Consider the following 12,563-nt stretch of genomic DNA (forward strand, 5'->3'; position numbering starts at 1 on the left):
ATGTACCGTAATTTGTCTGTGGCTGCGGTGGTACTGAGCGCAGCATTATCCGGCACGGCGTTAGCCGAAGGCATCAATAGTTTTTCCCAGGCGAAAACAGCAGCGGTAAAAGTCTACGCTGATGTGCCGGGAACATTTTACTGCGGATGTAAAATCAACTGGCAGGGTAAAAAAGGCATCGTGGATCTGGAGTCGTGCGGGTATCAGGTGCGCAAAAATGAAAACCGCGCCAGCCGCGTAGAGTGGGAACATGTTGTTCCCGCCTGGCAGTTCGGCCACCAGCGTCAGTGCTGGCAGGAAGGCGGTCGTAAAAACTGCGCTAAAGATCCGGTTTATCGCCAAATGGAAAGCGATATGCATAACCTGCAGCCCGCGATAGGTGAAGTGAACGGCGATCGCGGCAACTTTATGTACAGCCAGTGGAATGGCGGCGAGGGCCAGTATGGGCAGTGCGCCATGAAGATTGATTTCAAAGAAAAAGTTGCTGAACCGCCAGCTCATGCCCGTGGTTCCATTGCGCGGATTTACTTCTACATGCGTGACCAGTACAACCTGACACTCTCACGCCAGCAAACGCAGCTGTTTAACGCCTGGAACAAAATGTATCCGGTCACCGACTGGGAGTGTGAGCGTGACGAACGCATCGCGAAGGTGCAAGGCAATCACAACCCGTATGTGCAACGCGCTTGCCAGGCGCGAAAGAGCTAACCTACACTAGCGAAATTCTTTTTGTTAACCCTGCCCCACGCGCGCAACCGCGTGGGGAGACGACGCGGATATTTAACCATGCGTATCCCCCGCATTTATCATCCTGAACCACTCACCAGCAATTCGCAGATCGCGCTTTGTGAAGATGCCGCTAACCATATCGGGCGCGTCCTGCGTATGGGGCCAGGTCAGGCATTACAGTTATTTGACGGCAGCAACCAGGTCTTTGACGCAGAAATCACCAGCGCCAGCAAAAAAAGCGTGGAAGTTAAAGTGCTGGAAGGCCAGGTAGACGATCGTGAATCTCCCTTGCATATTCACCTCGGTCAGGTGATGTCGCGCGGAGAAAAAATGGAATTCACTATCCAAAAATCGATAGAACTTGGCGTAAGCCTCATTACGCCACTTTTTTCTGAACGCTGCGGCGTTAAACTGGATAGTGAACGTTTGAACAAGAAGCTCCAGCAGTGGCAGAAAATTGCAATTGCCGCCTGCGAGCAGTGTGGTCGTAATCGGGTACCAGAAATCCGTCCGGCGATGGATCTGGAAGCCTGGTGTGCAGAGCAAGATGAAGGCTTGAAACTCAATCTTCACCCGCGCGCCAGTAACAGCATCAACACGCTGCCGTTACCAGTCGAACGCGTCCGCCTGCTGATTGGCCCGGAAGGCGGTTTGTCGGCAGATGAAATTGCCATGACTGCCCGCTATCAATTTACTGATATCCTGTTGGGACCTCGCGTTCTGCGTACTGAGACAACTGCGCTCACCGCCATTACCGCGCTACAAGTGCGTTTTGGCGATCTGGGCTAACGGAGAAGAATAATGATCAAGCTCGGCATCGTGATGGACCCCATCGCAAGCATCAACATCAAGAAAGATTCCAGTTTCGTTATGTTGCTGGAAGCACAGCGTCGTGGTTACGAACTTCACTATATGGAGATGGCCGATCTCTATTTGATCAATGGTGAGGCTCGCGCTCGTACCCGTACTTTGAGCGTCGAACAGAACTACGATAAATGGTACGAGTTCACGGGTGAGCAGGATCTGCAACTGGCCGATCTCGACGTGATTCTGATGCGTAAAGATCCGCCGTTTGATACCGAGTTTATCTACGCGACCTATATTCTGGAACGCGCCGAAGAGAAAGGAACGCTGATTGTTAACAAGCCGCAGAGCCTGCGCGACTGTAACGAGAAACTGTTTACCGCATGGTTCTCTGACTTAACGCCAGAAACGCTGGTCACGCGCAATAAAGCGCAGTTGAAAGCGTTCTGGGAAAAACACAGCGACATCATTCTTAAGCCGCTGGACGGTATGGGTGGCGCGTCGATTTTCCGCGTGAAAGAAGGCGATCCGAACCTTGGTGTGATTGCCGAAACCTTGACTGAGCACGGCACTCGCTACTGCATGGCACAAAATTATCTGCCAGCGATTAAAGATGGTGACAAGCGCGTGCTGGTGGTGGATGGCGAACCAGTACCGTACTGTCTGGCGCGTATTCCACAGGGCGGCGAAACCCGTGGTAATCTGGCTGCCGGTGGTCGTGGCGAACCTCGTCCGCTAACGGAAAGCGACTGGAAAATCGCCCGTCAGGTAGGACCAACGCTGAAAGAAAAAGGGCTGATTTTTGTTGGTCTGGATATTATCGGTGACCGCCTGACTGAAATTAACGTCACCAGCCCAACCTGTATTCGTGAGATTGAAGCAGAGTTTCCGGTGTCTATCACCGGAATGTTAATGGATGCTATTGAAGCACGATTACAGCAGCAGTAACCCTGTTTAGCGAGAGGGATCTCGTTGAGACTATGAGTGACAGCGCCATACTTTCCACGCATACTGGGCGCTGTTGCTTTTTTGAACCAGGAAACAGAACCTCTGACAATGAATTTACAGCATCACTTTCTTATTGCCATGCCTGCTCTCCAGGATCCGATTTTCCGTCGTTCCGTGGTCTACATTTGCGAACATAATACCAATGGAGCAATGGGGATCATCATTAACAAGCCACTGGAAAATCTCAAAATTGAAGGGATTCTGGAAAAGCTGAAGATCACGCCAGAGCCGCGTGATGAATCTGTCCGTCTGGACAAACCGGTTATGCTTGGCGGTCCGCTGGCTGAAGATCGCGGGTTTATTTTGCATACCCCTCCATCCAATTTTGCATCCAGCATTCGCATTTCAGATAACACGGTGATGACCACTTCCCGCGATGTGCTGGAAACACTCGGCACCGATAAACAACCTGCTGACGTGATGGTAGCCCTTGGTTACTCCTCCTGGGATAAAGGCCAACTGGAACAAGAAATTCTCGATAACGCGTGGTTAACCGCCCCGGCAGATCTGAATATTCTGTTCAAAACACCGATAGCCGACCGCTGGCGCGATGCGGCAAGGCTGATTGGTGTTGATATTCTCACCATGCCTGGTGTGGCAGGGCATGCCTGATGAGCGGAACATTACTCGCCTTCGACTTCGGCACCAAAAGCATTGGCGTAGCGGTCGGCCAACGCATTACCGGCACCGCTCGCCCGCTGCCCGCAATTAAAGCACAGGACGGTACGCCGGACTGGAACATCCTCGAGCGTTTACTGAAAGAGTGGCAGCCAGACGAAATCATCGTCGGTTTGCCGCTGAATATGGACGGCACCGAGCAACCATTGACTGCCAGAGCACGTAAATTTGCCAACCGTATTCATGGCCGTTTCGGTGTTGAAGTAAAGCTTCATGACGAGCGTCTTAGCACCGTGGAAGCGCGTTCCGGTCTGTTTGAACAGGGCGGCTATCGGGCGCTCAACAAAGGCAAAGTCGACTCTGCCTCTGCGGTTATTATTCTCGAAAGTTATTTCGAGCAGGGATATTAAGGCGATTTAAAAGCCTGGCGGATAGTCGTTACCGTCATCCCGCCATCTTGCCGGATGCGGCGTGAACGCCTTATCCAGCCCACATGTGGCAGCGGTCGTAGGTCTGATAAGACGCATCAGCGTCGCATCAGACGTTCATTGCCGGATGCGGTGTGAATGACTACGTTTGTAGGCCCGATAAGCTTGCGCATCGGGCATGTTTACAATTCGTATCAGGCACAGCAACGTCACAAACGCCCTTCCCCCACCCGCTGTTGATAACTCCGCTGAAACGTTATCATCCCCACCTGCTGCCCGGTTTGAATAACATGCGGTAACTGGTGGGTTTTCCCTTCGCGAATCAAATTCCCCACCGCAGGTGTGTTAATCAGTAATTCAAACAGCGCCACGCGTCCTTCCTGTTTATCCACTTCCAGCTTTTGTGACAACACCGCCCGTAAACTACCTGCCAGTTGATTACGCACGGGATCTTTTTCCTGCGCCGGAAACGAATCCACCAGTCGCTCAACTGCCTGCGCTGCGCCGCGAGTGTGTAATGTCGCCAGCACCAGGTGCCCGGTTTCTGCCGCCGTTAGCGCCAGACGGATTGTCTCGCTGTCACGCAGCTCTCCGAGCAAAATCACATCAGGATCCTCCCGCAATGCGGCCCGCAATCCCGATGCGAACGTCATACAGTGCAAACCAATTTCCCGCTGCTGGATCAAACATCGCTGGCTGGCATAGAGATATTCCACAGGATCTTCCAGCGTCAGAATATGCGCATCGGCATGTTGATTGAGATAGCCAACCATTGCCGCCAGCGTGGTGGATTTACCACTCCCCGTCGCCCCCGTCACCAGAATCAGTCCATTCTCGCTCTTGAGTAATTCCGGCAATACCGGTGGTGCGCCAAGCTGTTCGAGCTGCGGGCAGTGCGAAGGTAACAGCCGTAACGCCAGAGATATGCCTTGCCGCTGCGCGAACGCACTGCCGCGCAATCGCTGGTTTTCCGCCAGCGACACGGCAAAATCCAGCTGACCATTCTCCAGCAATATTGCCCGCTGATCGTCATCCAGCCACTCCCGCAGTAGCTCTTCGACGTCCGGCGCATCAAACGGCGCAGCTTCCATTCTGCCGCGAATGCGCCATCGTGCGGGCCAGGTGCTGCACAGGTGTAGATCAGAGACGTTATGCTTTACACTAAGGGCCACAATTTCTTCCATATTCATACTAAGATCCTCGGAAAATGAACGATATTGCGCATAACCTGGCACAGGTCCGGGACAAAATCTCAGCGGCTGCAACGCGTTGCGGCCGTTCTCCAGAAGAAATTACGCTGCTTGCAGTCAGTAAAACAAAACCTGCGAGCGCCATCGCAGAAGCCATTGATGCCGGGCAGCGTCAATTTGGTGAAAACTACGTTCAGGAAGGGGTAGATAAAATTCGCCACTTTCAGGAGCTGGGCGTAACAGGATTAGAATGGCATTTTATTGGCCCGTTGCAGTCTAATAAAAGCCGCCTGGTGGCAGAGCATTTCGACTGGTGTCATACCATCGACCGTTTGCGTATCGCCACACGCCTGAACGACCAGCGACCGGCAGAACTTCCCCCTCTTAACGTGCTGATTCAAATTAATATTAGTGATGAAAACAGCAAGTCAGGGATTCAACTGGCGGAACTGGACGAGCTGGCAGCTGCGGTCGCTGAACTACCGCGTTTACGTCTACGCGGGCTGATGGCAATCCCGGCGCCTGAGTCAGAATATGTAAGGCAGTTTGAAGTTGCACGCCAAATGGCTGTAGCATTTGCCGGACTGAAAACGCGCTACCCGCATATCGACACGCTCTCTCTGGGAATGTCGGACGATATGGAAGCCGCCATTGCGGCAGGTAGCACAATGGTTCGTATCGGCACTGCCATCTTTGGTGCACGTGATTACTCTAAAAAATAAGGAATCTTAAGAACGCCATGAATACGTTGACTTTCCTGCTTTCAACGGTCATTGAGCTGTATACCATGGTGCTGTTATTACGCATCTGGATGCAGTGGGCTCATTGTGATTTTTATAACCCTTTCTCACAGTTTGTGGTGAAGGTGACACAACCGATTATCGGGCCACTGCGCCGCGTTATTCCGGCAATGGGGCCAATTGATAGCGCCTCGCTGCTGGTTGCCTATATTCTCAGTTTCATCAAAGCCATCGTGCTGTTTAAAGTGGTGACCTTCCTGCCGATCATCTGGATTGCCGGTTTATTGATTCTGCTGAAAACCATCGGCCTGCTGATTTTCTGGGTCCTGCTGGTGATGGCGATTATGAGCTGGGTAAGCCAGGGTCGTAGCCCAATTGAATACGTGCTGATTCAGCTTGCCGATCCGCTGCTGCGCCCGATTCGACGCCTGCTACCGGCAATGGGTGGGATTGATTTCTCGCCGATGATCCTCGTTCTGCTACTGTATGTCATTAATATGGGTGTCGCAGAAGTGCTGCAGGCGACCGGAAACATGCTGCTGCCGGGGCTGTGGATGGCGTTATGAGTGCCGTAACAGTTAATGATGACGGTCTGGTTTTACGGCTCTATATTCAGCCGAAAGCCAGCCGTGATTCTATTGTCGGTTTACATGGCGACGAGGTAAAAGTCGCCATTACCGCGCCGCCAGTTGACGGTCAGGCCAACAGCCATCTGGTGAAGTTTCTCGGTAAGCAATTCCGGGTTGCCAAAAGCCAGGTGGTGATTGAGAAAGGCGAACTTGGCCGCCACAAACAAATTAAAATCATTAATCCGCAACAAATCCCGCCAGAAATCGCGGCGTTAATTAATTAGGTATCCTATGCAAAAAGTTGTCCTCGCAACCGGCAATGCCGGTAAAGTGCGTGAGCTGGCGTCGCTGCTTAGCGACTTCGGTCTTGATATCGTGGCCCAAACAGACCTCGGCGTAGATTCCGCTGAAGAAACCGGCCTGACATTTATCGAAAACGCGATTCTGAAAGCGCGCCATGCGGCAAAAGTGACCGGTTTACCGGCAATTGCCGACGACTCCGGTCTGGCGGTAGATGCGCTGGGTGGCGCGCCGGGTATTTACTCCGCGCGTTATTCCGGTGAAGACGCGACCGATCAAAAGAATCTGCAAAAACTGCTGGAAACACTGAAAGACGTACCGGACGACCAACGTCAGGCGCGTTTCCACTGCGTGCTGGTATATCTGCGTCACGCGGAAGATCCCACTCCGCTGGTGTGCCACGGCAGCTGGCCGGGCGTGATTACTCGTGAACCAGCGGGTACTGGCGGCTTTGGTTATGATCCAATCTTCTTCGTGCCTTCCGAAGGGAAAACCGCTGCCGAACTGACCCGCGAAGAAAAGAGCGCCATTTCTCACCGTGGTCGGGCATTGAAACTGCTGCTGGACGCTTTACGTAATGGTTAAATTACCGCCGCTGAGTCTCTACATTCACATCCCGTGGTGCGTGCAGAAATGCCCGTACTGCGATTTCAACTCTCACGCGTTGAAAGGGGAAGTGCCGCACGACGATTACGTTCAGCATCTGCTTTGCGATCTGGACAATGATGTGGCTTACGCACAGGACCGTGAAGTAAAGACAATCTTTATTGGCGGCGGTACGCCGAGCCTGCTTTCCGGCCCGGCGATGCAAACGCTGCTGGACGGCGTGCGTGCGCGTTTGCCGCTGGCAGCGGATGCAGAAATTACTATGGAAGCGAACCCTGGTACGGTTGAAGCCGATCGCTTTGTTGATTATCAGCGTGCTGGTGTGAACCGCATCTCTATTGGCGTACAGAGTTTTAGCGAAGAAAAGCTGAAACGACTTGGGCGCATTCATGGCCCGCAAGAAGCGAAACGTGCAGCAAAACTGGCAAGCGGACTGGGGCTGCGTAGCTTTAATCTCGATTTGATGCACGGGCTGCCGGATCAATCACTGGAAGAGGCGCTAGGCGATCTGCGCCAGGCCATTGAACTGAATCCGCCGCATCTTTCCTGGTATCAACTGACCATCGAACCCAATACGCTGTTTGGCTCGCGCCCTCCCGTACTGCCGGACGAGGATGCGTTATGGGATATTTTCGAACAGGGGCATCAGTTGTTAACCGCGGCAGGTTATCAGCAATATGAAACTTCCGCTTACGCCAAGCCCGGTTATCAGTGCCAGCACAATCTCAACTACTGGCGATTTGGCGACTACATCGGTATTGGCTGCGGCGCGCACGGCAAAGTGACCTTCCCGGATGGGCGCATTCTGCGTACCACCAAAACGCGGCATCCGCGCGGTTTTATGCAGGGGCGGTATCTGGAAAGCCAGCGTGATGTCGAAGCCGCAGATAAGCCGTTTGAGTTCTTTATGAATCGCTTCCGTCTGCTGGAGGCCGCGCCGCGCGTGGAGTTTAGCCAGTATACTGGCCTTTCTGAAGAAGTTATTCGCCCTCAGTTAGACGAGGCTATCGCTCAGGGCTATCTCACAGAATGTGCGGATTACTGGCAGATAACGGAACATGGGAAGTTGTTTTTAAATTCGCTGCTGGAGCTTTTTCTGGCTGAGTAAATTTGTATTGCCGGATGCGGCGAGCGTGTACGCAGCATCCGGCTACAACTCATGCGTCATCGCAACAATTACTTAATCACCCCATTGCGCCGCAATTGTTCGGTATCTTTTTTCCAGCGTTCATTAGCCTGGTTGATATCGTCAATTTTCATCAAAATCGCGACTTTTTTACTGTTTATTTCTGAAACCTTCATCGTTAATGGATATTGCCCTTTCTCGAGCGTTATCCAGTCATCCTGCAATTTACGGCTAAGTTTTTGTGATTGCAGAAAAGTCTGTCGCCGTTGTTCGTTGATATCAAAATCTCGCTTCTGCTGAATCGGCACTTCATAACACTCTTCACTCTGTTTATGACATGCCGCAATCGCCGGTTGATAAACCTCTTTGTCATATTTAACCGCGAACGCCTCGCTATCATTCTGTTTATTAAACTCATCACGCTGTTGGTGAATTTTTTTAAAGGCGTCTTCGCGGGTCATTTGCTTGCCATTTGCATCTTTTCCCCAATATGCATCTGCTGCTTTCTGCGCCGCCACCATTAGCTTATCAAGCTCTTTTACATCCTTTTCCAGCGCAGGAATCGAGTTCTTCTGGGTATTCAACGCTGATTCAAGCTGACTAAAGCGATAATTGAAATCTTCGCTATTTACGATCAGATATTTATTATTCGTTTTAATATCGTCGACCACCCGCCCACTATCGCTGGCTGCCGCCTGAAAAGAGTAAAAATTCACCGTCCAGCCAGACGCGGGTGTTCCTTTACTGGTTAACATCGCCGAGAATTTTACTGGTTTATCTTTCGTCCAGGTCTGTTCCAGCAGTTCATAATCTGTCAACTGACCGACCCAGGTATAGAGATCGTCACTGGAAGAGACATCGCCTTCCGCTGACCAGGTGGCCTGATTACCCTTAGCATCAAGATTTTTTAAGGTGATGGCATCAAGCTTGAGAATGCCGTGATACTGCTTTTTGAATTGATCTTTTAAGATATTTTCAGTTGGCGATTCGCCATCTGCCCAGCTGTAACCTGACGTCAACACGAACAATGCCGTGCCTACAATCCATTGCTTTTTCACCGGAACACCCTCGCGCGGAATAATTTATTTCAGTGATTATCATCAGGGTAATAATAATTGGCAATGGACGTGAGTCTGAAGTGAATAAGCCCCGGCGCGATACCGGGGCGAAGTGATTAGTACTGATTGAAAATCTGCTGGATTTGCAGCGGATCTTTGGTTTGCGTCAGAGCCAGTTGCAGCAGAACGCGTGCTTTTTGCGGGTTCAGCGTGCCGGAGGCAACGAAACCATATTTCGCATCATCCACTTCGGCATCCTGAGTGGTAGCGCCCGTCGGTACGCGGGAAGAACGCACTACCGCAGTACCGTTTTTCGCGGCGGTTGCCAGAGTGTCAAACACGGATTTATACAGGTTGCCGTTACCCACACCAGCGCTCACGATGCCATCATAGCCCGCATCTACCAGGGCTTTAGCCGGAAGATCGGATGCGTTAGCGTAGTTATAAACAATGCCGACTTTCGGCAGTTCATTCAGCTTAGAGACATCGAACGGCGTGTCGCTGGTGTGCTTACGTGCCGGGGTACGCTGATAGTCAATCTTACCGTTATGAATGTATCCCAGCGGACCGTAGTTAACAGACTTAAAGGTCGCTACGTCGGTGGTGTTGGTTTTGGTGACATCGCGACCGTCCAGTACGGTGTCGTTCATCACCACCAGCACGCCACGATTGGCGGAGGCTTTATCAGCGGCGGTCACTACCGCGTTATACAGGTTGAATGGACCGTCTGCGCTCATGGAGGTGGATGGGCGCATTGCGCCGACCATCACCACCGGTTTGTCGCATTTCACCGTCAGATCGAGGAAGTAAGCAGTCTCTTCCATCGTGTCGGTACCGTGGGTAATAACGAAGCCGTCAGTCTTATCGCAGTCAGTGTTAATTTTTTTCGCCAGTGTCAGCCAGACATTATCGTTCATGTCCTGGGAGCCGATATTAACGACCTGCTCGCCTTTAACGTTCGCAATGTCCTTCAGTTGCGGCACCGCATTGACCAGATTTTCTACGCCAACTTTACCCGCTGTGTAGTTAGATTTGGTTGCGGAGTCACCACCACCGGCAATCGTCCCGCCAGTCGCTAAAATGGTGATATTGGGTAATGCCAATGCTGCACCACTAAAACCCATAACCAGTGCGGCAAGTGCCGTCTTTTTGAAAAACTCCATTTCATTCCTCCAGTTACGTGAACGCTACGTATTATCCCTTAGCTTTGTATAGGAAATTTGACGTTAAACAATTTACTTTGTGAATAGATTTTGGAGATCTATAAAGTTAGAGGCAGGTAACAAAATGAAGAATTAAACGGCATAAAAAAGCATTATGCCGTCTTAGACTAGAGGATTATTTCAAATTTCCGACCAGGGCTTTACGGCTGTCTTCCAGAGTCACAACACGGCTACAAACATCTTTGCCAAATTGCTGGAAATCTTTTTCCTGTTTTTTCCACTCGGTCTGGATTGAGGATTGCAGTCCCCCCAGGCTTCCCAGCACATTCTGTAACGGGTTGCCGCCGCTTTTCAGCACCGCTTTCGCGCCCATTTCGTTAATGCTGTCCTGCAAAATTCCGCCCATCGCCTGATTCACTAACTGCTGACCTTCGGCGCGAACCTGATCAATGGCTTTATAGTGAAACGTCAGGCCATCGCTGCGCGTTTCGATAATGCGATTCATCTGCTCTTTCAGCTGCGCATCAAGTTTGGTCAGACGGCTGCGCATTTTGCTGCTTTCGCCCATCTCCTGAACGATAATTTTATCCAGAGCAACGCGTGCTTTCTCTACGCGGCTTTTCGCACCTTCATCAATCCACGGCAGCGTGCTGCGCAGTTCGGCCTGATAATCCTTCGCCTGCTCGCGCTGGGCGGCGTTCAGTGAATATTGCTTGCCGTTGTACATCACATTGCCGTCTGGCGTGATCACCAGATTGCCGTTTTCGCCCTTCACCTGCACGGTTTGCGGGCTGACAATCACATCGTCACGCGGCGTGACGCTGCACTGGTAGTCGGCGTGAGCGGTCATTGCCGTCACTGAAAGTGCTGCCGCCAGCAGCATTTTGCGCATCATAGTCTTCCCTCAAGAACAAATCAGGCCAGCATTTGCTGGCCCCAGATTGATAACAAAGTACACGTTGTCCATGCCGGATGCGGCGTAAATGCTTTATCCGGCCTACTCGATCGTGCATCTTTGTAGGCCTGATAAGCGTAGCGCATCAGGCAGTTTTGCATTTGTCATCGCCCGTATGCTTTATTAGTCCCACCAAACGTCGAAAAGTTCGCTGGTGCGAACCTCATCCAGTTTGCGCTCTTCCAGCCACTTACGCACAATCGCCTGATGTTCTTCGGTGCATTTGCCGATTTCCTGCATGCAGATCAGACCTTCCCAGGCCAGATAACCGCTGCCGTCAAAGGCCAGTTTGTTCGGTTCGATAACCTCGTTAATAAAGTCATCAACGGTTTTATCAATCTGCTCTTCCGATGTACCTTCCGGGAATCGCCATGCCACCGAAAATCCTAATTCCTGGAATTCGTCGATGTGCATTTTTTTACGCAGACGACGGCTACGGTTCTTTGCCATTATTTCACCCTCTCGAACATTAAGTCCCATACTCCGTGACCAAGACGATGACCACGTTGTTCAAATTTCGTCACCGGACGTGATGCCGGACGCGGTACGTAATCATTGCTCTCTGACAGGTTTTTATAACCGTCAATGGAAGACATCACTTCGAGCATATGTTCCGCATAAGGTTCCCAGTCGGTCGCCATATGGAATACGCCACCCAGCTGCAGTTTGCTTTTTACCAGTTCGGCAAACGGCACCTGAACGATACGGCGTTTATTATGGCGCGCTTTGTGCCACGGGTCAGGGAAAAAGAGTTGCACCATGCGCAATGAATTGTCAGGAATCATTTTATGCAGCACTTCGACCGCGTCGTGACACATCACGCGCAGGTTGCTTAAGCCCTCTTCATGCGCGGAAGCCAGGCAAGCCCCAACGCCCGGTGAATGCACTTCAATGCCGAGGAAGTCCTGCTCAGGGCGATCTTTAGCCATTGCCACCAGCGACGCGCCCATGCCAAAACCAATCTCAAGCGTCACCGGCGCTTCACGGCCAAACAGCGTCGGGAAATCCAGCATATCTTCGCTGAATTCAACGCCCATCACCGGCCAGTAGTTTTCCAGCGCATGTTCCTGGCCTTTGGTCAGTCGCCCCTGGCGGCGCACAAAACTACGGATACGGCGCAGTGGGCGGCCGTTTTCATCAAATTCCGGTGAGATGACGTCGTTTTTCATAAAGATTTAGTCGCTTGTGAAAGTGTTCTGAAAACGGGCATTATCCAAAGTTAGTTGCCGGATGCAAGCATGATAAGGCCGTGGCTGCGGAAAGTTCCGG

Annotated in this window: 16 protein-coding genes; 10 read left to right on the forward strand and 6 right to left on the reverse strand. The window is 51.7% G+C overall.

Annotated features, from left to right (window positions below; genetic code table 11):
• From endA to ruvX, 5 genes are all read left to right on the forward strand, one after another.
• Window positions 1-708: a deoxyribonuclease I gene (gene endA / locus FEK43_RS00620; RefSeq protein WP_130207903.1), complete on the forward strand. Its 708-nt coding sequence runs from the start codon at window positions 1-3 to the stop codon at window positions 706-708.
• A gap of 78 nt (window positions 709-786) precedes the next feature.
• The gene (gene rsmE, locus FEK43_RS00625; protein ID WP_130207905.1) at window positions 787-1,518 is read left to right on the forward strand and encodes a 16S rRNA (uracil(1498)-N(3))-methyltransferase; all 732 of its coding nucleotides are present in this window, start codon (window positions 787-789) and stop codon (window positions 1,516-1,518) included.
• 12 nt (window positions 1,519-1,530) lie between these two features.
• The gene (gene gshB, locus FEK43_RS00630; protein WP_135407795.1) at window positions 1,531-2,481 is read left to right on the forward strand and encodes a glutathione synthase; all 951 of its coding nucleotides are present in this window, start codon (window positions 1,531-1,533) and stop codon (window positions 2,479-2,481) included.
• Between the two features lie 108 nt (window positions 2,482-2,589).
• Complete coding sequence (locus FEK43_RS00635) at window positions 2,590-3,153, forward strand: YqgE/AlgH family protein (protein ID WP_130207909.1); 564 nt, start codon at window positions 2,590-2,592, stop codon at window positions 3,151-3,153.
• Entirely contained in the window at window positions 3,153-3,569 is a 417-nt protein-coding gene (ruvX, locus tag FEK43_RS00640) for a Holliday junction resolvase RuvX (RefSeq protein ID WP_130221432.1), read from the forward strand. Before FEK43_RS00635 ends, ruvX begins: the two co-directional genes overlap by 1 nt.
• Before the next feature lie 227 nt (window positions 3,570-3,796).
• Here the strand turns inward: ruvX and FEK43_RS00645 are convergent, their stop codons facing one another.
• Window positions 3,797-4,777: a type IV pilus twitching motility protein PilT gene (locus tag FEK43_RS00645; RefSeq protein ID WP_131161967.1), complete on the reverse strand. Its 981-nt coding sequence runs from the start codon at window positions 4,775-4,777 to the stop codon at window positions 3,797-3,799.
• Between the two features lie 17 nt (window positions 4,778-4,794).
• Between FEK43_RS00645 and yggS the strand changes: the two genes are divergently transcribed.
• The 5 genes from yggS to hemW are packed head-to-tail and all read left to right on the forward strand — an operon-like array spanning window position 4,795 to window position 8,100.
• A complete protein-coding gene (gene yggS, locus FEK43_RS00650; protein ID WP_000997795.1) occupies window positions 4,795-5,499 on the forward strand; it encodes a pyridoxal phosphate homeostasis protein in 705 nt (234 codons plus the stop codon).
• Window positions 5,500-5,516: 17 nt separating this feature from the next.
• Window positions 5,517-6,083 (forward strand): osmotic shock tolerance protein YggT, encoded by a 567-nt coding sequence (gene yggT / locus FEK43_RS00655; protein ID WP_001094831.1) that lies wholly within the window; start codon window positions 5,517-5,519, stop codon window positions 6,081-6,083.
• A complete protein-coding gene (yggU, locus tag FEK43_RS00660) occupies window positions 6,080-6,370 on the forward strand; it encodes a DUF167 family protein YggU (protein ID WP_001277222.1) in 291 nt (96 codons plus the stop codon). The genes yggT and yggU overlap by 4 nt, the downstream gene beginning before the upstream one ends.
• Before the next feature lie 7 nt (window positions 6,371-6,377).
• Entirely contained in the window at window positions 6,378-6,971 is a 594-nt protein-coding gene (locus FEK43_RS00665) for an XTP/dITP diphosphatase (RefSeq protein WP_130207915.1), read from the forward strand.
• Window positions 6,964-8,100 carry a radical SAM family heme chaperone HemW gene (gene hemW, locus FEK43_RS00670; protein WP_131161966.1) on the forward strand — a complete coding sequence of 379 codons (1,137 nt, stop codon included), beginning with the start codon at window positions 6,964-6,966 and terminating at the stop codon, window positions 8,098-8,100. Before FEK43_RS00665 ends, hemW begins: the two co-directional genes overlap by 8 nt.
• 68 nt (window positions 8,101-8,168) lie before the next feature.
• On the opposite strand, the gene FEK43_RS00675 is transcribed toward hemW, so the two are convergent.
• From FEK43_RS00675 to trmB, 5 genes are all read right to left on the reverse strand, one after another.
• Entirely contained in the window at window positions 8,169-9,176 is a 1,008-nt protein-coding gene (locus FEK43_RS00675) for a DUF1202 family protein (RefSeq protein ID WP_131161965.1), read from the reverse strand.
• Window positions 9,177-9,292: 116 nt separating this feature from the next.
• A complete protein-coding gene (gene ansB / locus FEK43_RS00680; protein ID WP_135407797.1) occupies window positions 9,293-10,339 on the reverse strand; it encodes an L-asparaginase 2 in 1,047 nt (348 codons plus the stop codon).
• A gap of 175 nt (window positions 10,340-10,514) precedes the next feature.
• Window positions 10,515-11,234: a DUF2884 family protein gene (locus FEK43_RS00685; RefSeq protein WP_000984799.1), complete on the reverse strand. Its 720-nt coding sequence runs from the start codon at window positions 11,232-11,234 to the stop codon at window positions 10,515-10,517.
• A 183-nt stretch (window positions 11,235-11,417) separates the two neighbouring features.
• Entirely contained in the window at window positions 11,418-11,744 is a 327-nt protein-coding gene (locus FEK43_RS00690) for a YggL family protein (RefSeq protein ID WP_001107564.1), read from the reverse strand.
• Window positions 11,744-12,463, reverse strand: coding sequence for a tRNA (guanosine(46)-N7)-methyltransferase TrmB (gene trmB / locus FEK43_RS00695; protein WP_021542238.1), 720 nt, complete (start codon window positions 12,461-12,463; stop codon window positions 11,744-11,746). Before trmB ends, FEK43_RS00690 begins: the two co-directional genes overlap by 1 nt.
• Between the last annotated feature and the right edge of the window lie 100 nt (window positions 12,464-12,563).

It is taken from the genome of Escherichia sp. E2562 (assembly GCF_005781075.1).
Classification (GTDB): Bacteria; Pseudomonadota; Gammaproteobacteria; order Enterobacterales; family Enterobacteriaceae; genus Escherichia.

Excerpts from the sequence above, each read along its gene's own strand:
- endA (WP_130207903.1), top strand. The coding sequence starts at position 1 with ATGTACCGTAATTTGTCTGTGGCTGCGGTGGTACTGAGCGCAGCATTA.
- rsmE (WP_130207905.1), top strand. The coding sequence starts at position 787 with ATGCGTATCCCCCGCATTTATCATCCTGAACCACTCACCAGCAATTCG.
- gshB (WP_135407795.1), top strand. The coding sequence starts at position 1,531 with ATGATCAAGCTCGGCATCGTGATGGACCCCATCGCAAGCATCAACATC.
- FEK43_RS00635 (WP_130207909.1), top strand. The coding sequence starts at position 2,590 with ATGAATTTACAGCATCACTTTCTTATTGCCATGCCTGCTCTCCAGGAT.
- ruvX (WP_130221432.1), top strand. The coding sequence starts at position 3,153 with ATGAGCGGAACATTACTCGCCTTCGACTTCGGCACCAAAAGCATTGGC.
- FEK43_RS00645 (WP_131161967.1), bottom strand. The coding sequence starts at position 4,777 with ATGAATATGGAAGAAATTGTGGCCCTTAGTGTAAAGCATAACGTCTCT.
- yggS (WP_000997795.1), top strand. The coding sequence starts at position 4,795 with ATGAACGATATTGCGCATAACCTGGCACAGGTCCGGGACAAAATCTCA.
- yggT (WP_001094831.1), top strand. The coding sequence starts at position 5,517 with ATGAATACGTTGACTTTCCTGCTTTCAACGGTCATTGAGCTGTATACC.
- yggU (WP_001277222.1), top strand. The coding sequence starts at position 6,080 with ATGAGTGCCGTAACAGTTAATGATGACGGTCTGGTTTTACGGCTCTAT.
- FEK43_RS00665 (WP_130207915.1), top strand. The coding sequence starts at position 6,378 with ATGCAAAAAGTTGTCCTCGCAACCGGCAATGCCGGTAAAGTGCGTGAG.
- hemW (WP_131161966.1), top strand. The coding sequence starts at position 6,964 with ATGGTTAAATTACCGCCGCTGAGTCTCTACATTCACATCCCGTGGTGC.
- ansB (WP_135407797.1), bottom strand. The coding sequence starts at position 10,339 with ATGGAGTTTTTCAAAAAGACGGCACTTGCCGCACTGGTTATGGGTTTT.
- FEK43_RS00685 (WP_000984799.1), bottom strand. The coding sequence starts at position 11,234 with ATGATGCGCAAAATGCTGCTGGCGGCAGCACTTTCAGTGACGGCAATG.
- FEK43_RS00690 (WP_001107564.1), bottom strand. The coding sequence starts at position 11,744 with ATGGCAAAGAACCGTAGCCGTCGTCTGCGTAAAAAAATGCACATCGAC.
- trmB (WP_021542238.1), bottom strand. The coding sequence starts at position 12,463 with ATGAAAAACGACGTCATCTCACCGGAATTTGATGAAAACGGCCGCCCA.